Genomic DNA, 20,791 nt, shown 5'->3' with positions numbered 1-20,791 from the left:
CCATTTAAAGTATACTAAAAAATTTAAATTGTTCATATATTATGAATTTACTAGAGGACATGCTTTCTTCACATTTTCTTTCTCAAAATGGCGATTTGGCGGGCTTTTTCACCGAGAAAAGCATTTTGTTCGCCACACGAATAAAAAAGAGGTACGATATCAAAGGGACAAATATCCTAGGTGCTGACATAAAATCTCTACAAATCCGACAATAATCGGTCACAATTTCAGCCTTATTTTAGGTATATTGATCTTTTTTTTTAGGCTGAATCGTTGTAAAGTAATGATATTGAATCATTTCTATGACAGCCGCTGTCCCCCAGGGTGTACAGGCTGATATTTCAATAGTTTTGACGAATTTGTGAAACATTGAGCAAATATATCATTTTTTGTGAAATACCGAGCAATGATCTCGTTATGTTTGTGAAATGTTGAGCAATTTACCAGATTGGAGGAAAAACATCATGAGTGAGTTGGTATTAGCCCGCATTCAATTTGCATCTACAACATTGTTTCACTTCTTGTTTGTGCCTTTGTCTATCGGGCTTGTGTTTATGGTTGCTTTGATGGAGACGCTTTATGTTGTCAAAAAACAAGAGACCTATCTCAAAATGGCTAAATTTTGGGGGCATCTCTTTTTAATTAACTTTGCTGTCGGCGTCGTCACAGGGATTCTTCAGGAATTCCAGTTCGGTCTGAACTGGTCTGATTATTCCCGTTTTGTCGGAGACGTATTTGGAGCTCCGCTTGCGGTTGAAGCGCTTTTGGCGTTTTTTATGGAGTCTATTTTTATCGGATTATGGATTTTCGGCTGGGACCGTTTATCTAAAAAAGTGCATTTGCTTTGCATTTGGCTTGTGTCCTTCGGAACGATTATGTCATCTTTCTGGATTTTGACGGCGAACTCATTCATGCAGGAGCCGGTCGGCTTTGCGATTAAAAACGGCCGCGCGGAAATGAATGATTTCGGGGCGCTTTTGACAAACCCTCAGCTTTGGGTTGAATTCCCTCACGTCATTTTCGGGGCGCTTGCGACGGGTGCTTTCTTTATCGCCGGTGTCAGCGCATTTAAATTATTGAAGAAAAAAGAAGTGCCTTTCTTCCATAAATCTTTCAAGCTTTCGATGATTGTCGGTCTGATCGCCGGTATCGGCGTTGCGTTCAGCGGACATATGCAGGCTGAGCATTTAATGGAATCGCAGCCGATGAAAATGGCTGCCAGTGAAGCGCTTTGGGATGACAGCGGTGATCCTGCCGCGTGGACGGCTTTTGCGAATATTGATACGAATAAAGAAAAAAACACATCAGAAATTTCAATTCCTTACGCACTCAGCTACTTGGCTTACCAGAAGTTCAGCGGCAGTGTGAAAGGGATGAAAACACTTCAAAAAGAATACGAAAAAACGTACGGAAAAGGCGACTATATCCCGCCTGTTAAAACGACGTTCTGGAGTTTCCGCATTATGGCGGGCGCGGGCGCGCTTATGATTTTTGCCGCGATTGCCGGCTTTATTCTGAACCGCCGCAAAAAGCTTCATACGAGCAAGTGGTATTTACGGGGCATGATCGCACTGATCGCATTTCCATTCATTGCGAACTCTGCCGGTTGGATTATGACTGAAATCGGCCGCCAGCCGTGGACGGTCATGGGACAATTGACGACCGCACAATCCGTTTCTCCTAACGTAACGACGGGATCTCTGCTGTTTTCAATTATCAGCTTCGGCGTCATGTACTTGATTTTAGGCGCTCTGCTTGTTTTCCTATTCGTTCGTGAAATTAAAAAAGGTGCGGACCATGATGATCATAAGGATGTTCCTGTATCAACGGATCCGTTCAGTCAGGAGGTCTACCATGGGGTCACTTCATGATCTTTGGTTTATACTCGTTTCAGTTTTGTTTGTCGGATTTTTCTTTTTAGAGGGTTTTGATTTCGGTGTCGGCATTTCGACCCGATTTCTTGGCCATAATGAATTAGAACGCAGAGTGCTGGTTAACACCATCGGCCCGTTCTGGGATGCGAATGAGGTGTGGCTTATCACAGGTACGGGAGCGATCTTCGCGGCATTCCCGAACTGGTATGCGACGATGCTGAGCGGATATTACATTCCGTTTATCATCATTCTTCTTGCTTTGATGGGGCGCGGCGTGGCATTTGAATTCCGCGGCCAAGTGAATAATCTGAAATGGGTCAAAACATGGGACTGGGTGATTTTCTTCGGCAGCCTTATCCCGCCATTTGTATTCGGACTTATTTTCACAAGCTTGTTCCGCGGTGTGCCGATTGACGGACATATGAACATTCACGCAGGTTTTTCAGATATTGTGAACGTGTATTCCGTTCTTGGCGGAGCAGCCGTCACCCTTCTTTCATTCCTGCACGGTTTAATGTTTATCACCCTGCGCACGATCGGTGATTTACAAGAGCGTGCGAGAAAAATGGCAAAACGCGTAATCGGTGTTATCTTTCTTGTTGTACTTGCTTTCTTTGCGATGTCTGCATACGATACGGATATGTTTACACGCCGGGCAAACATCACGATTCCGGTATTCGTGCTGATTGTCATCTGCAACGTTCTTGCCGTTGTGTTCATGAGCAAGAAAAAAGACGGCTGGGCATTCGGTATGACCGGCGCGGGTCTTGCTTTGACAGTTGCGATGATTTTTATCTCTCTGTTCCCGCGCGTCATGGTCAGCTCGCTGAAAAGCGCGTATGACTTAACAGTAGCTAACGCGTCTTCCGGTGATTATTCACTTAAGGTCATGACAATTGTCGCACTGACTCTGCTGCCGTTTGTTATCGGCAGTCAGATCTGGAGCTATTATGTCTTCCGGAAACGCGTCAGCCATAAGGAGCCTATGACTTATTAATGGGAAAAGACCTGTTTCTTTATAAAGGAATGAAGCGGATTCTTGCGATCATTACGGGATTAACGATTATACAAACGGCCGCCATCATCTTGCAGGCGGAATGGCTGAGCCAGGCGGTAACCGGATTATTTAACGGGAAGCGGATTGCTTCTCTTTATCCGGTTATCGGCTTTTTCCTGCTTGCGTTTTTGGTCCGGCATGCGGTGACAACGGTCCGGCAGAAAATCGTGTACCAATATGCCGCGCAAACCGGCGCAGACTTAAGAAAAAGATTTCTTGAGCAATTGTTCCGTCTCGGCCCCCGCTTTGCGAAAAAAGAGGGAACAGGCCGGATGGTGACGCTGGCGATGGAAGGCATCAGCCAGTTCCGCCGTTATTTAGAGCTGTTTCTGCCGAAAATGGTCAGCATGGCGATTGTACCGGCGGCCGTTGTTATTTACGTGTTTTTTCAGGATAAAACATCGGCATTGATTCTGATTCTTGCGCTTCCGATTTTGATTGTATTTATGATTCTGCTCGGACTTGTCGCACAGAAAAAAGCCGATCGCCAATGGAAGTCCTATCAGACGCTTTCCAATCATTTCGTGGATTCGCTTCGCGGACTGGAGACATTGCGGTTTTTAGGATTAAGCAAATCACACAGTAAAAACATCTTTCATGTCAGTGAGAGATACCGTAAGGCGACGATGAGCACGCTCCGGGTCGCGTTTTTATCATCATTCGCCCTGGATTTCTTTACGATGCTGTCGGTGGCGACAGTGGCGGTGTTTCTCGGCTTGCGGCTGATAGACGGACAAATTCTGCTCGGGCCGGCACTGACCGCGCTCATTCTCGCGCCTGAATATTTTCTCCCGGTCCGCGAAGTGGGAAATGATTACCACGCGACGTTAAACGGGCAGGAGGCGGGGAAAACCATTCAAACGATTTTGGCGCAGCCCGGTTTTAAAGAAGAAAAGCCGCTCGAACTTGATACGTGGACTGACGGGGATGAATTACAGCTTACGCGTTTGTCCGTCCGAGAATCGATGTCTGAATTTCATCTGTCCTTTAAAGGGAAGAAGAAAATCGGAATTATCGGGGAAAGCGGTGCGGGAAAATCGACACTCATTGATGTGCTGGGCGGCTTTTTAGAGCCTGCGTCCGGTGAGATCAAGGTAAACGGTGAATCCCGCTCGCATCTGCAGTCGGACAGCTGGCAGAAGCAGCTGCTTTATATTCCGCAGCATCCGTACATTTTTGATGACACGCTTTTGAATAATATCCGGTTTTATCATCCTGATGCTTCGCATGAGGAAACGGCGCAGGCCGCTGCTTCGGCAGGTCTTTCCGAACTGATCCGTGATCTGCCCGGCGGTCTTGACGGCCTGATCGGCGAGGGCGGACGGCCGCTCAGCGGAGGACAGGCTCAGCGTGTCGCGCTGGCCAGAGCCTTTTTAGGAAACCGTCCGATTCTCCTTTTGGATGAGCCGACCGCTCACCTTGATATTGAAACAGAATATGAAATAAAAGAAACGATGAAAGACCTGTTTGAAAACAAGCTTGTTTTTCTGGCCACTCACCGTCTTCACTGGATGCTTGAGATGGACGACATTATCGTGCTTAATGACGGCGCGGTGGCGGAAATCGGCACCCACGACGAATTGATGGCGAAACAAGGCGTATACGCCAAACTTGTAAAGGCGCAACTGGGGGAAAGAACATGAGAAAAGAAGAATGGATTCTGCCGTATATGAAGCAAAATGCCCGTTTGTTTGTTCTTGTGATTTTTTTAGGCGCGGTGACGATTTTTTCGGCGGCCTTTCTCATGTTCACTTCCGGTTTTTTGATCTCTAAGTCGGCGACAAGGCCTGAGAATATCCTGCTGGTGTACGTTCCGATTGTAGCCGTGCGCACCTTCGGGATTGCCCGTTCAGTCTCACGGTACGCCGAGCGTCTGACGGGGCACCATATCATTTTGAAAATCGTGTCCGACATGAGGGTGCGGCTTTACAATATGCTGGAGCCGGCCTCGCTCATGCTTTCATCCCGTTTTCGGACGGGCGACATGCTCGGCATTTTGGCTGAGGATATTGAGCATTTGCAGGATGCGTTTTTAAAAACGATTTTCCCGGCGGTTTCCGCTTTGCTGCTGTATGCGGCCTCCGTTATCGGACTCGGCTTTTTTTCCTGGCCGTTTGCCGCTTTTGCGGCGATTTACCTGTTTGTATTGGTTGTCTTATTTCCGGTTGTGTCGCTTCTTGTGACGAGAGCGAAAAACATGAGGCTGAAAAGCGGCCGGAATACGCTCTACAGCCGGCTGACAGATGCCGTGCTCGGCGTGAGCGACTGGATGTTTTCGGGACGCCAGGCCGCCTTTATTTCCTCTTATGAAGAGAAAGAGAAGGCATGGTTTGACCTTGAAAACAAACGTCAGCGGTTTACGAGATGGCGTGATCTCGCCGCGCAATGTCTTGTCGGCGGCTTCATATTGATCATGCTGTTCTGGACGGCGGGTCAGTATGCGGACGGCAGCATCGCCAACACGATGATCGCGGCCTTTGTGCTTGTCGTATTTCCATTGACGGAGGCGTTTCTGCCCCTTTCGGATGCGCTGACGGAAGTGCCTTCTTATCAGGATTCCATCAAAAGAATGAGTAAGGCGGCTCCGGAGCTGCGAAGTCGTGAGGTGAAGCAGACAGATGAGAAACTGGATGTATCTGATGTGACACTTACATTTGATAACGTGACGTTTTCTTATGATCAGCACAGTCATGTGCTTGACCGTTTTTCCTTCACTCTCCGCCAAGGTGAAAAAATGGCGCTGCTCGGCAGGAGCGGCTCCGGTAAGTCGACCTCTCTCGCTTTAATTGAAGGCGCCTTAGTTCCCGATTCGGGCAAAGTGATGCTGAACGGGCTGGAAACTGCGGCCGTGCAGGAGCAGATTTCCTCAGCGGTGGCCGTTTTGAATCAGAAACCTCATCTCTTTAACACGAGCATTATGAACAATATCCGGCTCGGAAACGGCAAGGCGAGTGATGAAGATGTTAAGCGTGCGGCGCGGCAAGTGAAGCTGCATGATTATATTGAATCATTGCCTGACGGATATGAAACGTCCGTGCAGGAGACGGGAATTCGTTTCTCAGGCGGGGAACGGCAGCGGATCGCGCTTGCCCGTATTCTGCTCCAAGATACGCCGGTCATTATCCTTGATGAACCGACGGTCGGCCTTGATGCGGTCACTGAACGCGAATTGCTTGATACGATTTTTGATGTCTTTAAAGAGAAAACGATCCTCTGGATTACACACCATTTAGCGGGTGTGGAAACAGCTGATAAAATCGTCTTTTTAGAAAATGGAAAAGCAGAAATGGAAGGAACCCATCAAGAGCTGCTTGCAGAAAACGAACGGTACCGGAAGCTTTACCGTCTTGATGTTCCGATCAGAACATAAACAGCCGCAAACGAGCGGCTGTTTTTTTTGTGCGGTTTAAAATCTCTTCTTGTTTGGAATATAAATAGGAGACAGAAGAGGAGGTACAGAGATGAATATAATGGATTGGACGGAACAGGATGTGAAAGATACGCTGCCGAAACGGGAGGCAGACAGCCATAAAGGAACGTTCGGGACGGCGTTATTGCTGGCCGGGAGCGATGACATGCCGGGAGCCGCCCTTCTGGCCGGATTGGGCGCGATGAGAAGCGGTGTCGGCAAGCTCGTCATCGGTACATCGGCAGGCGTCATTCCGCTCATCGTCCCGGTGCTGCCGGAAGCGACGTACTGGCGTGACGGCTGGAAAAAAGCCGCGGCGGGCCAGCCCGGGGAAACCATCCGGGCCGCTGCCATCGGGCCGGGCCTTCCTCAAACAGACGAAGTGCAGCAGGCGGCTGATCAGCTGCTTTCTGCCGATTATCCCGTCATACTGGACGCGGGCGCCATTACGAAAAGAACCTATCCAAAGAGGAAAGCCCCCGTGATCTTGACGCCTCATCCCGGCGAATTTTCCAGAATGACAGGCCTTCCGATTCAAGAAATTCAGCAGAACAGAGCGGGATATGCCGCGGAATGGGCGGAGCGGCTTCATGCCACGATTGTCCTGAAAGGAAACGAAACCATTATCGCTTTTCCCGACGGGGAATGCCGCAGGAATACAACCGGAAACGGCGCGCTTGCAAAAGGCGGGACCGGCGACACGCTGACGGGAATGATTCTCGGCATGCTGTGCTGTCATCAAGACCCGAAGCATGCCGTATTGAACGCCGTCCGCCTTCACGGCGAATGTGCGGAATTATGGACGAAAGAGCGCTCCGCCCATACCTTATTGGCGCACGAACTTTCTGAACTGCTGCCGCGTGTATGGAAGGAATATGAATAAAGAAAAGGCGTCTTCATAGGGAAGGCGCCTCTTTTTGTTTTACCCTTGATTTCATCAGGACATAATACAGCAGCGACGGAACGGCCAGGCCGATGACCCAGGCAATGTCGCCTCCGCCGAATATTTCAGCGAGCGGCCCGATGTAAAAGGATGTATTGATGAACGGGATTTCTAATATAATCGACAAAACGAAGGCGGCCGCTGTAATCCAATTGACCCTGCCGTATTGCCCGTTGACGTCAAACATCGATTTGACGTGGTATTTTCCGCGTCGGATAAAATAGTAATCCACGAGGTTGATCGCCGTCCATGGAATTAAGAAATAACTGATGAAAAAGATGAAATTTAAAAACAGTTCCATGAAATTGCTTTGGCCCAAGAGACTTAATACAGTACCCGCTGCCGTCACACAAAGGATCATTACCACTCGCGTTTTCGGCGTCACCTTCAGTTTTAAAAACGGCTCCAAAGTAGTCGTGGTTGACATAAAGGCTCCGTATAAATTAAAGACGTTGATCGCCATTTGTCCGAACAGGACGATGATCAGCATAATAAAGGAAAACGGACCGAACAATCGGACAATCTCATTTCCCGCATTAGCGGTAAATTCCGGGAGCGCCGTCGTCAAAATGGCGCCGAGAAGCATCATCCAGATGGAACTGACTGACGTACCTGCGTAGCTGTACCAAAAGGTATGCGATGCCGGTGTTTTGACCGGCAGATAACGGGAATAATCTGCGACATATGGCGCATATGCCAGCTGCCATGTGGCCACCGCGCTGACCGCCACTAGGAAAACAGGCAGGTCTAATGAGCCGGGCACCCAGCTTCCTGAAGGAATCGGCAGTTGAAAAATAAGAATCGTTGCAGCAAAAAAAACGGCAAAGGAGGTCCAAGAGAGGATTTTCTGCATTTTGTGAATCAGATCATGACCGTAGATCGTGAGTAAAAAACAGATGGCGCTTAAGCCGATAATACACCATGAAGCCGGAATCGGTACAAAGCTGCTCAGTGTACCGGCTGCGAGAATCGTACTGCTCGCAAAGAAGCCCAGGTAGATAAACATGACCAAAAAGAGGGGCAGAATCGCTCCGATCACGCCGAATTGCGCGCGGCTTTGAATCATTTGCGGAATTCCGAGCTGAGGTCCTTGTGCGGAATGAGACGCCATAAAGATTGCGCCGATAAAGGTTCCGATAATAATGGCGGCGATACTCCAAAAGAGATCGAGTCCCATTGTAACGGGCAGTGTGCCTGTGACTAACGTCGTAATATGCATATTCGCCCCGAACCAAACGGGGAATAAATCTTTGGCCTTTCCGTGTCTTTCGTGATGCGGAATATGTTCAATCGTTCGCCTTTCTACTTTCAATAGATAATCTCCTCCGTATGTCTTCTTTTAACATAAAGTCATAGCTTAACAGATTGACCTGCCGTTTACAAATTCCAGCATGCAGGAAAAACATTGTAAAGCCTCGCTGACAGCCGTTCAAAAGTTTTTTTAAAAAAACGGAACAAACACTGCCGCCAAAACGATTTGCCAGGGTTTAAAAGGCATGGATATGCTTACGGACTAATATGTATTAAGGAGAAATGTGTCAATCTTTTGACGAATGGAGCCATTATTCGTTAAGCTGGAAGAATAGTTTACTTTGTGTAAATTTCATTAATGAAAAGGGGATTGATAATATGTGTACAAGTCTTACATTGAAAACGACAGACGGTAATCACCTATTGGCGCGAACGATGGATTTTGCATTTCAGCTCGGTACGGACGTCGTGCTTTACCCTCGTCAGTACAGCTGGAAAAGCGAAGCTGACGGCAGGATGCATAAGACGAAATACGCATTTATCGGTATGGGGAGAAATCTCGGCAATGTTCTGTTTGCCGACGGCGTAAATGAAAAAGGGCTGTCGTGTGCGACGCTGTATTTTCCGGGCTTTGCGGGATACGAGAAAGCGGAACGGGAGGGCACCTGTCACATCGCTCCTCATGAGTTTGTCACCTGGGCCTTATCAAACTGTGAATCTCTTGAAGAAATAAAGGAAAAGCTCGGTTCGCTGACGATTGTAGAGAAGAAGTTAATGTTATTGGATACGGTGCTGCCTCTTCATTGGATTTTATCAGACCGCACGGGCGGCTGCATTGTCATCGAGCCGACACCGGAGGGAATGAAAGTATATGACAACAAACCCGGAGTGATGACCAACAGTCCGGAATTTCCTTGGCATGTGACCAATCTGCGCCATTATATCGGAATCAGGCCGCAACAGTCAGAAAGCAAAACATTGGGCGGAATGACATTAACCGCTTTCGGCCAAGGATCTGGAACGATCGGGCTTCCCGGTGATTACACGCCGCCATCCCGATTCATCAGAGCCGCTTATCTGAAAGAGCATTTAGAGCCTGCCGCTCATGAAACGGATGGCGTTACGGCCGCTTTTCACGTGCTGTCCAATGTGAATATTCCAAAAGGCGCGGTGATCACAGAGGAGAATGAAATTGATTATACGCAGTATACGTCGGTCATGTGCTGTGACACCGGGAACTACTACTTTCATCTGTACGACAACCGGCAGATTCACAAAGTAAGTTTATTCCATGAAAATCTTGACCGTCCGGAGCCGAAAGTATTTGCGGCCGCGGCGGAGCAGAATATACAGGAGCTGAATTAGCTCAAAAAAAAACAGGACGCGATTGTCCTGTTTTTTTATTTAATACGGATCAGACGGATGGCTTTCCTGTTCAGCCTGTTTTGCGGCTTGTGCTGTATCAGTAGTGCCGATCGGCCCGCCGCTGTTGCTTTCGGCGGCTTTTTTCAGCCCTTCCGCCACACGTTTTCCGTAGTCCGGATCTGCTTTTGTGAAATTCTCAATCATTTGATCCTGAATGTCTTTGCGGCAGGAAGAAAGCGTATTGACCAGGTTTGTGATCAATTCGTTCCGTTCAAATTCCGAAAATCTGCGGTATGTTTCTCCGGCCTGGCCGAAATTATTCGACCGGTCGATCGCTTCCCGCTTCACATCGCCTTCGACATGAGGTGTATGGTCTTTCCCATCCTGCTTTGCTTCGTTGAGTCCTCCCATAATGGACGGCTCATAGTTGACGTGCGGGTTTTGTCCTTCTGCCCGATCGACCCGATACTGCATTTGCCCGCCTTCCTGGTTGGTGGCGACATGCTTTTTCGGCGAGTTGATCGGAAGCTGCAGGTAGTTTGCGCCGACGCGGTACCGCTGGGTATCTGAATAGGAGAATGTCCGCCCCTGAAGTAATTTGTCATCCGAAAAATCAAGGCCGTCCACAAGCACGCCCGTTCCGAATGACGCTTGTTCCACCTCGGCATGGTAGTTTTCCGGGTTTTTGTTCAGAACCAATTTACCGATCGGCTTCCAAGGGAAATCGTCTTTATACCACAGCTTGGTCGGATCAAGCGGATCAAAATCCAGCTCGGGGTGTTCGTCATCAGTCATGATTTGCGCATACACTTCCCATTCAGGGTAATCGCCTTTTTCAATCGCTTCATACAAATCCTGTGTCGCATGGTTAAAGTTTTTCCCCTGAATCTCTTCCGCTTCCTTCTGTGTCAGGTTGCGGATGCCTTGTTTCGGTTCAAAGTGATATTTGACGAGTACGGCTTTTCCTTCTTCATTGACCCATTTGTAGGCATGGACGCCTGAGCCCTGCATCTGCCGGTAGTTGGCCGGGATGCCCCACGGCGAAAACAAGAAAGTGATCATATGAGTCGCTTCCGGTGATTGGGAGATGAAGTCGAAAATACGCTCGCCGTCCTGAATGTTCGTAACGGGATCAGGCTGAAATGCGTGCACAAGATCCGGGAACTTCAGCGGATCACGGATAAAAAAGATTTTCAGGTTGTTGCCGACCAGATCCCAGTTGCCGTCTTCGGTATAAAGCTTAACGGCAAAACCCCGGGGATCACGCAATGTTTCCGGGGAATGCTTTCCGTGGTTGACGGTAGAAAACCGCACAAACGCCGGAGTTTTCGTTCCTTTCTTTTGAAACACTTTCGCTCTTGTGTATTTAGAAATCTCCTCGTCTCCAAAACTTCCGTAGGCCTCAAAGTATCCGTGTGCGCCGGCGCCGCGCGCGTGAACGACGCGCTCGGGAATCCGTTCGCGGTCAAAGTGGCTGATTTTCTCCAAAAAATCATAATTCTCCAATGTCGTCGGTCCTCTATTGCCGACTGTCCTGACATTCTGGTTGTCAGTGACCGGATGGCCCTGCCGGTTTGTCAGCGTGTCTTCTGACTCGCCTTTACCGGTCGTCTTACTGGAAAGCGTTTCTTCGCTGTTTTTGTTATTTTCCATTGTTGAACCCTCCTTTTTGAACGGTAACAATATGCCCAGCAGAGCCGTTTTTTAAAACCGATTTTCAAAAGAAGCGGTTATTCCGCGATCGGTGTCAAGGACCCGCCGTTCCATATTTCGCCCTTGTTCAGCGTCCAGCTGTTTTGATAAAGGCTTTGCGCGCCTTGATTGGCCGCCGGACTTAATTGTTCATCCCATGTCAAAAAGTACGTGGTCTCGGGATACTTTTGCCTGATCGCATTGATAAAAGCAGCATAATCAAAGTTTCCGATATTGCCGGACGGACCGGTTTCGGCAAAGGCAAACGGTTTTTTCAGAGACAGCATTTCATCATAGCCTGATATCGCATACGGATCAGTGAAGTAAGCGTCCAGACCGGTAATATCCACATAAGATGAGCCTGGGTAGAAGTCTGTTTTAAAGTCTCTGTTGGCATCCGGCGAATACACCCACAAAAGGTTATCCAATCCTCTTGTCTCTGTCATATAGCGGTATATCTTCTTGTAAAGCTCTTTGTACAGCGAGATTCTTTCCGTGTCTTTTTGGTTGTAGCCTGTCAGCCCCCACCAGAACCACTCGCCGTTCATTTCGTGAAGCGGCCTGAACAGAACGGTGACGCCTTGATTTTTCAGCTGAGTAAGGCCGTCGGCGATTTTGCTGAGCAGCGCCTCAAGCCGTTTTCCTTCAACAGTTGAAGGGTCCAGGATGTTTTTGTACTGGCTGTTTGAGATGGCCGTTTTATAGTTTCCGGATGGAAAAGCCGGATTTGCGAGATGCAGGCTGACCTGAGGGAGGCCGCCGCTTTTCCAGTATGAGATCTAGCTGCTGTTGCAGCTGTAATCGATAGTATCGGTGATATCCGCTGTTTCCAGCCATCCTCTCCCATAGTCACAGCCGTAGATGGCGGGAGACTGTCCCGTCGCGTTTTTCAAGCGGTTTTCCTCTGTCATTGAAAAAGTGACATCGCTGTACCCGCCGAACGCACCGGACATGACCCTGTTTTCTGAACGGTTGGGCAGGTGCGCCAGCCAGTTCATGATATCTTTTGTCGTCTGCTGGGCATTTGGGTTTACGGGATAAACGGTGTGAGCCGATATCGGACTGGCGGCTCCTAAGAGTAATAAAACGATAGACAGGCAGACTGCTAACTTTTTGAGCATAAAAAAGACCTCCTGATTTTTAAGATGATGAAGGATGTGAAACGATAACCTCACAATCTCCTTCTATAACAAAATCTCCGGAATCCGCCGGCACGATAAAGTGATCGCCTTTGTGAATGGGGCATCCATCCAGTTCTCCGCGTCCTTTAATGACGCTTGCGAGTAAATAACGGCCGGGTGCGGGGAATGATGCTTTCCCGCTCACATCCCATTGATAAACTGAAAAGAAAGGTGTTTCGGCAAGTGTTGTAATAAGAGCATTTCCGATCCGATGCTTTGTGCTTTTTACATTTTCATCGGTATGCGGAATACTTGTTACGTCAATTGCTTTCTGAAGATGAAGCTCGCGTTTATTCCCGTTCCCATCCGTCCGGTCATAGTCGTAAAGCCGGTAGGTGGCATCAGAGCTTTGCTGGATTTCAAGAACGAGCGTACCTTCACATAAAGCGTGCAGTGTGCCGCTCGGGACATAGAAAAAGTCGCCGGGCTTAATGGGGATGCGGCGGAGCAGGTGATCCCACTCGTTTTGTTCAATGTGCCGAACGAAGTCTTCTCTCGTTTGGGCGCGGTGCCCTAAAATGAGCTCCGCCTCTTTTTTGCAGTCCAATATGTACCAGCATTCCGTTTTTCCGAGTTCTCCGTTTTCATGCCGATGTGCATATACGTCATCCGGATGAACCTGTACGGATAAGTCCATATTTGCGTCGAGAATTTTTGTGAGCAGGGGAAAGGCTTCTTCTTTCGGATGTCCGAACAGGTCAGGGTGTTCATTCCAGAGACGATGTAATGATGTTCCGGAAAAAGGCCCGTTCCGCACGATGGATGTGCCGTGCGGATGAGCTGAAATCGCCCAGCACTCTCCCGTCCGCTCAGAAGGAATCTCATACCCGAATGTATCGCGCAGCTTCGTCCCGCCCCATAATCTTTCTTTAAAAACCGGTTCCAAAAATAAGAGTTTCGTCATTTTTCCGCCTCCCGGTTTGCCGCCTCTAATGCGCGCTCCGCCAATACGAGCGAACCGGCCGCTCCGGAGTGAATGCCTAATTGAGGGGGGACGATGCGGTTTTCAATGTCGGGCAGATCAATATATTGATTCAGCCGCTTTTTCACGTGCTGACGGATAGAAGAGAACAGCTGCCGCTGCTTCATGACGCCCCCGCCGAGGATGATTTTTTCCGGCGAAAGTATGAGAATATACTGCACAAGCGCTTCGGCAATATAATAGCCCTCAAGCTCCCACACTTCCTGCTGATCCGTGAGCAGAACTGCTTTTTTCCCCCAGCGTTTCTCAATGGCGGGGCCTGCCGCGAGGCCTTCCAGACAATCTGTATGGTAAGGGCAATTGCCTTTGTAGCCGTCGTCCGGATGTCTTCTGACATAAATGTGGCCCATTTCAGGATGAGACAGCCCTTGAACAAATCTGCCGTTCATAATGGCGCCCGCGCCGATGCCTGTACCGACCGTCAAATAGAGGCAGCTGTCCGCGTTTTTGGCCGCGCCGAAAGAAGCTTCTCCAAGCGCCGCCGCATTAACGTCGGTGGTGAAGCCTGCGGGAATATCCAGAGCGCTTTTGATCGTTTGAAGAATAGGGCAGTTCCGCCAGGCTGTCTTCGGCGTCGCGGTGATGCACCCGTATGTTTGACTGTCGGGACGGATATCAATCGGCCCGAACGACCCGATGCCGATGGCGTCTATCGGGAAATCTTTAAAGTAACGGATGACCTGTCTGAGTGTGTCATCCGGTTCTCCCGTCGGAAACTCTGCTCTGTCCATAATGGTGCCGTCTCTTTGTCCGGCGGCACAGACAAATTTCGTGCCGCCGGCTTCAATACCTCCAAGCATGGCCGTCCCTCCTCATCTGTTAAAATCCGTTTTGATCGGAAACGGCTTTGAACCAGCGGCCGCTTTTTTTGACGGTCCGTTCGCCCCCGTTTTCCAGATTGACAGATACAAAGCCGTAGCGGTTTTTATAAGCATTTGTCCAAGACCAGTTGTCCATGAAAGTCCACAGGTGATAGCCTTTTACATTTGAACCTTCTCCGATGGCCCGATGCACCCATTTCAGATGTTCCTGGATAAATTCAATCCTGTAATCATCCTGAATGATGCCGTTTTCATCGCGGAAGCGTTCCTCGCCTTCTACTCCCATGCCATTCTCAGAAATAAAACACTCGATATTTCCGTAATGTTCTCTGAGATTGGTGAGAATGTCGTAGATTCCTTTTTCATAAATTTCCCACCCGCGATGAGGGTTCATTTTACGGCCGGGCATGACATACGGATCGAAGAAACGCTCGGGCAGGAAAGGGGCATGCGGATTCGGAACATGTTCTTTTGCCTTGACGCGCCTCGGCTGGTAGTAGTTCACGCCTAACAGGTCAACCGTATGCTCCTGAATGAGGCGGAGATCTTCTTTCTCATAACGCGGCAGAAAGCCTTCCGCCTTGAGAATCTCGACAAGCTCCTCAGGAAATTCGCCTTTTACGGCGGGATCTAAAAATGAGCGGTTGAAAAAGGCGTCGGCAATCCGGGACGCTTTCAGATCTTCAGGATGTGAGCTTCTCGGATAAGAAGGCGTCAGATTCAGAATGATTCCGATTTGTCCGTCCTGTTTCAATTCTCTGTAGGCTTTGACAGCCCTTGCATTCGACAGCAGGGTATGGAAGCCGGCCTGCATCGCTTCTTGAAAATTAACGTGATTCGGGTAGTGAAAGTCGTATAAGTAGCCGCCTTCAATCGGCACAATCGGCTCGTTGTGAGTGAACCATTTTTTCACCTTGTCACCGAATAGCGAAAAGCATGTTTTGGCGTAATGTTCAAACGCGTCAACGGTGTTCCGGCTGACCCAGCCCCCCTTCCGCTGAAGGGCGAGCGGCATGTCAAAGTGAAACAAATTGACAAACGGCTCAATGCGATGGGCAAGCATTTCATCGATGACGTCCTGATAAAACGCGACCGCTTTCTGATTGACCTCGCCAGTTCCGTCCGGAATCAATCTTGACCAGGAAATAGACAGCCGGAAGGAGTTATGGCCGATTTCTTTCATCAGCCGGATATCCTCCTTGTATTGATCGTAAAAACGTGACGTGTCGCCGGGGCCGACGCCGTTAAAAAAACGGCTCGGCTCTTTTTCATACCAGTAATCCCATATGTTTTGGCTTTTTCCGTCTCTGTCAGCGGCGCCTTCTGTTTGGGTGGCGGAGGCGGAAGACCCCCACCAGAATCCTTCCGGAAAACGATATTGAATATTTGAGTCAGTCAATTGATTTCTCTCCCTTACTGCGATTTTGATTACATACTCATGCTGTCATCCCGGGCATGCTGCTCGGTCTCAGCTTCTTTTTCCTTTGCCATGTTTAATTTGTCCAGCGCTTTAAGAAACGGGAACCAGATGACAAACACAATACAGAGGTTGACCAGCTGCATAATGCCGCCCATGACGGAATTGGTCGCCATAATCCCGTTAATGAAAAGGGGGACGGTCCAAGGCACGGTCACGCCGGTAGGAGGGGGCACGATCCCCGCCGACATGGCCAGGTAGGTGACGAGGGTGACAACCATCGGTGCGATCACCCACGGAATGATAATGATCGGGTTCATCACGATCGGCAAACCGAAAATAACCGGCTCATTGACGTTGAAAATGCCTGGCGCGAGACCGAGTTTGGATATCTGTTTCATCTGTTTGCTTTTCATAAAAAGCAAGATGGCGATCACTATGGCCAATGTCATTCCGGTTCCGCCCATTCCGACGGTGTAAATCTCCATAAACGGCTTAGAAATAATATGGGGAATCTCTTTCCCCGCTGTATACGCTGCCAAATTTTCGACCTGTAATGTATTCCAAAGCGGGTCCATCACGGAATTGATAATGATTTGTCCGTGAAGTCCGAAAAACCATAAAATCTGAATAAAGAAAACAGCGATTAATGTAGGAATGATGCCGCTTCCAAGTCCGACAAGCGGTGCTTGAACCGTATGATAAATGACATCATGCAGATTGGTGTGAAAGATCTGGGTGACAGCCGCATTGATCAAGAGGAAGACGGTAAGCGTGATAAAAGCCGGAATCAATGCGGCAACGATTTAGCAACAGCCGGAGGAACACCGGCAGGCATCTTAATCGTTAAGTTTCTCTGAACGATTCTTCTGTAGATTTCACCTGACAAAAACGCGGTCATCATGCCGAGAAACATCCCTTTTGCTCCAAGCCGGTCAACCGGAATGACGCCTGCGACCGCTTTGCCCGTTTCCGGCTCTAAGACGAACGGGGTGAGCAGCAGAAAAGAAACCAATGCGATCGCTCCGCCGAATACGGCCTCCACTTCGTAGCTTTTGGAAAGGTAATAGCCGATCCCGAAGACGACAAAAATGGACATAATCCCCATCGTCGCCGTCGAAGCGCCGCCAAATCCGGATTGAAAGACAGACAGTGCGGAGCTGCTCATGATTTTGTTTAAAAACGGCAGGTTCGTCAGCACGACGAACACCGAACCGAAAATGGTCAGCGGAAACGCCAGCATAAAAGCATCCCGTAAGACTTGCAAGTAGCGGTTATTGTTTAATTTGCCCGCGATCGGAACAAGGAATTGGCTGATTTTCTCAAACACGTCTTCACCCCCGGCTTTTTGATTGAAATAAGTCGAGCATTTCTTTAACGAGCTCTTTCATAGAAAGCGCTGACATTAAGTGGTCTTCGGCATGCATAAAAAGCAGAGAGACATCCGTCTTGGCGCCGCCGGCTTCTTTTTGAATCATCTGAAAATGGATGTCGTGCGCTATCCCCAGTTCTTCTTCAGCCTTTGTCAGAAAGGTGTCTGACTCATCTGTCCGGCCGTCTTTATAAGCGCGTATCGATTGAATAATATTGCTGCGGGCATTGCCGCTGTGAAGAATCAGCTGAAAACTGATCTGTTCATCCGTGTACGTTTCCATGCTTATCGCCTCCTTTATTTGTTCTCTATCAAGGCAACGGCCTGTTCGTATGCTTTTTTGCCGTCTCCCATGCCGTAAGCCATCATGTCAATCACATCAACGGTGATGTGAAGCGGGTCCGCATCTTTTTGAAGCTCACCTTTTAAAAAACTCATCTGCGGGCCGATCAGTACGACGTCTGCGTCTTTCATCGCTTCTTTTACTTTATCCTGTCCGACTGCCCAAATCTCGGCTTCCTCACCGATGGAGCGGGCGTAATTCTGCATTTTCGTAACAAGAAGGCTGGTGGACATGCCTGAGCTGCAGGCTAATAAAATTCTTTTCATGAGGAATCCCTTCTTTCATAAAGTTAAAACGTTTTCATGAATATTATAATCTTTTGAAATTAAATGTCTATACTTTTAAAATATAAAGTTTTACTTTTCGGATTTTTGACACAAAAAAACCTTTTAAGATTCAACTTAAAAGGTTTTTCATCTCATGGGAGCCATAACAGCCATAAATAAAGTCCGATCAGGGTGATGAATAACGTCGGAATGGTTAATATCAGACCTGTTTTGAAATACATTCCCCAGGAAATTTTCACGTTTTTCCGGCTCAGCACGTGGAGCCATAACAACGTCGCCAGCGATCCGATCGGCGTGATTTTCGGCCCGAGGTCCGAACCGATAACATTCGCGTAAATCAATGCTTCTCTCATCAGCCCGTGAGTTTCCGTTCCGCTGATGGCTATGGCGTCAATCATCACCGTCGGCAGGTTATTCATAACGGAGGAGAGGATCGCCGCGATAAAACCCATTCCGAGTGTGCCCGCAAACAGTCCGTGATCCGCCGCTTTCTGTAAAAGCTGAGAAAGAAAATCCGTCAGTCCGGCATTCCGCAAGCCGTACACGACAACATACATGCCGACAGAAAAAAACACGATGGCCCACGGGGCGTCCTTGATGACTTGTTTCGCAGGGACGGCGGGGCTTCGCTGCGCCAGAATGAGAAAAATGACCGCGATGGAGCCGGCAACGAAGGAAACGGGTATCGACAGCAGTTCGCTGACGAAATATCCGATCAATAAAACGGCCAGCACAGCCCACGATAACCGGAAAAGGCGTTCATCCTTAATCGCGGATGCCGGATGTTTCACAAGACCGGTGTCATACCGTTTCGGAATGTTTTTTCTGAAATAGAGATACAGCACCAAAATGCTTGCCGCCAGAGAAAAAAGGTTGGGCACCAGCATGCGTGATGCATATTCAATGTACCCGATATGAAAGTAATCGGCGGATACAATATTGACCAAATTGCTTACAACGAGCGGAAGCGAGGTGGTGTCGGCGATGAATCCTCCGGCGATAATAAACGGAAAAACCAGCTTTTCAGGTAAATTCAAAGCCCGCACCATCGCCAGTACGATCGGCGTCAAAATGAGCGCCGCTCCGTCATTGGCAAACAGGGCGGAGACAACAGCCCCTAAGACCGACACATAGAGAAACATCCGCAGCCCGCTGCCTTTGGCCGCCATGGCCATATGCAGCGCGGCCCACTCAAAAAAACCGATGCTGTCAAGAATCAATGAAATGATAATAATGGCGATAAAGGCAAGTGTCGCATTCCAGACGATTCCCGTCACTTCCGCGATATCGTGCAGGCTGACTGCTCCGGCGATCAAAGCGAGGACCGCTCCGCCGCAGGCAGACCAGCCGATTGATACATGTTTCGGCTGCCATATGACAAACACAAGTGTCAGCACAAAAATCAGCGCTGATAAAACCGCAACTCCCAAGAATATATCCCCCTTACCGGCATGTAACAGTGACTTCTTTTTGCCGCAATGTCTGTAAAACTTCGTCCTTTTCATCTATCTGCTGCAGAATCGAGCAAACCAGCGCGTATTCCGGACCGGACGGATGAATGGCATAGTACCGCCACTGACCCTCGCGTCTTTCCCGCACAAGGCCGGCGTTCTTTAATTTCCTCAAGTGCTGGCTGATGCCGGGCTGACTTATATGAAAAATAGCCGTCAGCTCGCAGACACAATATTCCTTATCCTTCAGAAGCTTCAGCATCAACAGCCTCGTCGGGTCGCTTAGAAGTTTGAGGCACTGGGTGATCCCTTCGGAACTTAAAGCATGATGCCTCCGTTCCATGCGCTCACTCCTTTTTTACACTATTATATAAGCAGATGTTTATATAAGTAAACGACAATATAAAAAAGCCGGCCTTGCACTTTTTGCAAAACCGGCTCGTGTTTATTTTTGGAACAGTTTTTTCGCTTCATCCATTGCTAATTTATTTCCCAGTGCTGAATAATCAAGCCAAGGCTGATCGGCAATTTTATAGACGTGGTTTGCTTTCACGGCCTTCAGCCCTTTCCATACAGCGCTTTTTTGCAATTCTTTATAGGCTTGCTGTGATTTGTCGTCTCTGTTAACGACGACGAAAATCGCATCTGCGTTGTAATCAGGCAGCACTTCTTGAGAAATGACTTCATAAGGGCGGGAGGTGTTCATTTCTTTAATGCCGTCAGCCGGTTTCAGCTTCAGATCGTCAAACAGAATCGGTCCCATCGGACGGCGTGTGCTGAAGACGCGAAGCTCTTTTGCGTTCACGCGGATCGCCATGACTTTGGCGTTTTTCCCTAATTCCTTATTCATCATGGATCTGACTTGTTTTGTTTCATCTTCGTAATCTTGAATAAATGTTTTCGCTTCTTTTTCACGGTTGACGATTTTTCCGATATCTTTTAAATGATCGCGCCAAGTGCCTTTATCAAGGTCGAAAACGTGTGTGTTTCCGATTTTCTTGTATTTTGACACATCTTTCCCCGCAAATTCTTTATCAAGATAAATGTTGTCTGGATTCAGCTCAAGTAAAGCTTCCATATCCGGGTCTGAGGCAGGTCCGAGTTTTTTCGTGTCTTTCAGCTGATTTTTCACATGAGGGAGAAAATCTTTCAATTCTCCGCCCACGACGGAACCGGCAGGTGTAACGCCGAGAGCCAGCAGATCATTTGTCAGGTGAATGGACATCGAAGCGATTTTATGATCGCCGGATTTCTTTTTTGACTCCGGCTGTGTTGAGTCGGATTGGCAGGCAGCCAATAAGAAAATACACATGAAACTGACGAGCGCAATTATTTTTTTCATGGGA

At 48.6% G+C, this 20,791-nt stretch carries 16 protein-coding genes and 2 pseudogenes; 6 read left to right on the top strand and 12 right to left on the bottom strand.

The annotated features are described in order from the left end of the window. Window positions 1-464 precede the first annotated feature (464 nt). From NYE50_RS20710 to NYE50_RS20690, 5 genes are all read left to right on the top strand, one after another. Window positions 465-1,871 carry a cytochrome ubiquinol oxidase subunit I gene (locus tag NYE50_RS20710; RefSeq protein WP_007614697.1) on the top strand — a complete coding sequence of 469 codons (1,407 nt, stop codon included), beginning with the start codon at window positions 465-467 and terminating at the stop codon, window positions 1,869-1,871. Next, on the top strand, window positions 1,855-2,871 hold the full coding sequence (gene cydB / locus NYE50_RS20705) for a cytochrome d ubiquinol oxidase subunit II (RefSeq protein WP_014722010.1): 1,017 nt from the start codon (window positions 1,855-1,857) through the stop codon (window positions 2,869-2,871). Before NYE50_RS20710 ends, cydB begins: the two co-directional genes overlap by 17 nt. Further along, complete coding sequence (cydD, locus tag NYE50_RS20700) at window positions 2,871-4,574, top strand: thiol reductant ABC exporter subunit CydD (RefSeq protein ID WP_159353596.1); 1,704 nt, start codon at window positions 2,871-2,873, stop codon at window positions 4,572-4,574. The genes cydB and cydD overlap by 1 nt, the downstream gene beginning before the upstream one ends. After that, window positions 4,571-6,301 (top strand): thiol reductant ABC exporter subunit CydC, encoded by a 1,731-nt coding sequence (gene cydC, locus NYE50_RS20695; protein WP_159353595.1) that lies wholly within the window; start codon window positions 4,571-4,573, stop codon window positions 6,299-6,301. The genes cydD and cydC overlap by 4 nt, the downstream gene beginning before the upstream one ends. Before the next feature lie 91 nt (window positions 6,302-6,392). Further along, on the top strand, window positions 6,393-7,223 hold the full coding sequence (locus NYE50_RS20690; RefSeq protein WP_032875660.1) for an NAD(P)H-hydrate dehydratase: 831 nt from the start codon (window positions 6,393-6,395) through the stop codon (window positions 7,221-7,223). Window positions 7,224-7,236: 13 nt separating this feature from the next. On the opposite strand, the gene NYE50_RS20685 is transcribed toward NYE50_RS20690, so the two are convergent. After that, window positions 7,237-8,595: a purine-cytosine permease family protein gene (locus NYE50_RS20685; RefSeq protein WP_224988565.1), complete on the bottom strand. Its 1,359-nt coding sequence runs from the start codon at window positions 8,593-8,595 to the stop codon at window positions 7,237-7,239. Between the two features lie 317 nt (window positions 8,596-8,912). Between NYE50_RS20685 and NYE50_RS20680 the strand changes: the two genes are divergently transcribed. After that, on the top strand, window positions 8,913-9,899 hold the full coding sequence (locus tag NYE50_RS20680; protein ID WP_071182066.1) for a choloylglycine hydrolase family protein: 987 nt from the start codon (window positions 8,913-8,915) through the stop codon (window positions 9,897-9,899). Between the two features lie 39 nt (window positions 9,900-9,938). Here NYE50_RS20680 and katX read toward each other — a convergent pair whose 3' ends face one another. From katX to NYE50_RS20625, 11 genes and pseudogenes are all read right to left on the bottom strand, one after another. After that, window positions 9,939-11,552, bottom strand: a complete 1,614-nt coding sequence (gene katX / locus NYE50_RS20675) for a catalase KatX (protein WP_159353594.1) — start codon at window positions 11,550-11,552, stop codon at window positions 9,939-9,941. A 77-nt stretch (window positions 11,553-11,629) separates the two neighbouring features. Beyond that, a pseudogene (locus NYE50_RS20670) lies at window positions 11,630-12,712 on the bottom strand (glycosyl hydrolase). Window positions 12,713-12,731: 19 nt separating this feature from the next. Beyond that, window positions 12,732-13,676: a mannose-6-phosphate isomerase, class I gene (manA, locus tag NYE50_RS20665; RefSeq protein WP_159353593.1), complete on the bottom strand. Its 945-nt coding sequence runs from the start codon at window positions 13,674-13,676 to the stop codon at window positions 12,732-12,734. Then, on the bottom strand, window positions 13,673-14,554 hold the full coding sequence (locus NYE50_RS20660) for an ROK family protein (protein WP_159353592.1): 882 nt from the start codon (window positions 14,552-14,554) through the stop codon (window positions 13,673-13,675). Before NYE50_RS20660 ends, manA begins: the two co-directional genes overlap by 4 nt. 19 nt (window positions 14,555-14,573) lie before the next feature. After that, complete coding sequence (locus NYE50_RS20655; RefSeq protein ID WP_159353591.1) at window positions 14,574-15,974, bottom strand: glycoside hydrolase family 1 protein; 1,401 nt, start codon at window positions 15,972-15,974, stop codon at window positions 14,574-14,576. 29 nt (window positions 15,975-16,003) lie between these two features. Next, a pseudogene (celB, locus tag NYE50_RS20650) lies at window positions 16,004-17,322 on the bottom strand (PTS cellobiose transporter subunit IIC). A gap of 4 nt (window positions 17,323-17,326) precedes the next feature. After that, the gene (locus NYE50_RS20645) at window positions 17,327-17,647 is read right to left on the bottom strand and encodes a PTS lactose/cellobiose transporter subunit IIA (protein ID WP_159353589.1); all 321 of its coding nucleotides are present in this window, start codon (window positions 17,645-17,647) and stop codon (window positions 17,327-17,329) included. A 14-nt stretch (window positions 17,648-17,661) separates the two neighbouring features. Further along, a complete protein-coding gene (locus NYE50_RS20640) occupies window positions 17,662-17,973 on the bottom strand; it encodes a PTS sugar transporter subunit IIB (RefSeq protein WP_159353588.1) in 312 nt (103 codons plus the stop codon). A gap of 152 nt (window positions 17,974-18,125) precedes the next feature. After that, window positions 18,126-19,424 carry an arsenic transporter gene (locus NYE50_RS20635; RefSeq protein WP_224988568.1) on the bottom strand — a complete coding sequence of 433 codons (1,299 nt, stop codon included), beginning with the start codon at window positions 19,422-19,424 and terminating at the stop codon, window positions 18,126-18,128. A 13-nt stretch (window positions 19,425-19,437) separates the two neighbouring features. Beyond that, a complete protein-coding gene (locus tag NYE50_RS20630) occupies window positions 19,438-19,788 on the bottom strand; it encodes an ArsR/SmtB family transcription factor (protein ID WP_033574347.1) in 351 nt (116 codons plus the stop codon). 102 nt (window positions 19,789-19,890) lie between these two features. Further along, window positions 19,891-20,787: an ABC transporter substrate-binding protein gene (locus NYE50_RS20625; protein ID WP_007407746.1), complete on the bottom strand. Its 897-nt coding sequence runs from the start codon at window positions 20,785-20,787 to the stop codon at window positions 19,891-19,893. Window positions 20,788-20,791: the final 4 nt, after the last annotated feature.

It is taken from the genome of Bacillus sp. EU55 (genome assembly GCF_038005925.1).
Classification (GTDB): Bacteria; Bacillota; Bacilli; order Bacillales; family Bacillaceae; genus Bacillus; species Bacillus velezensis.
Note: the sequence above shows the minus strand (reverse complement) of the source record. Positions and strands in the feature narration are given on the sequence as shown.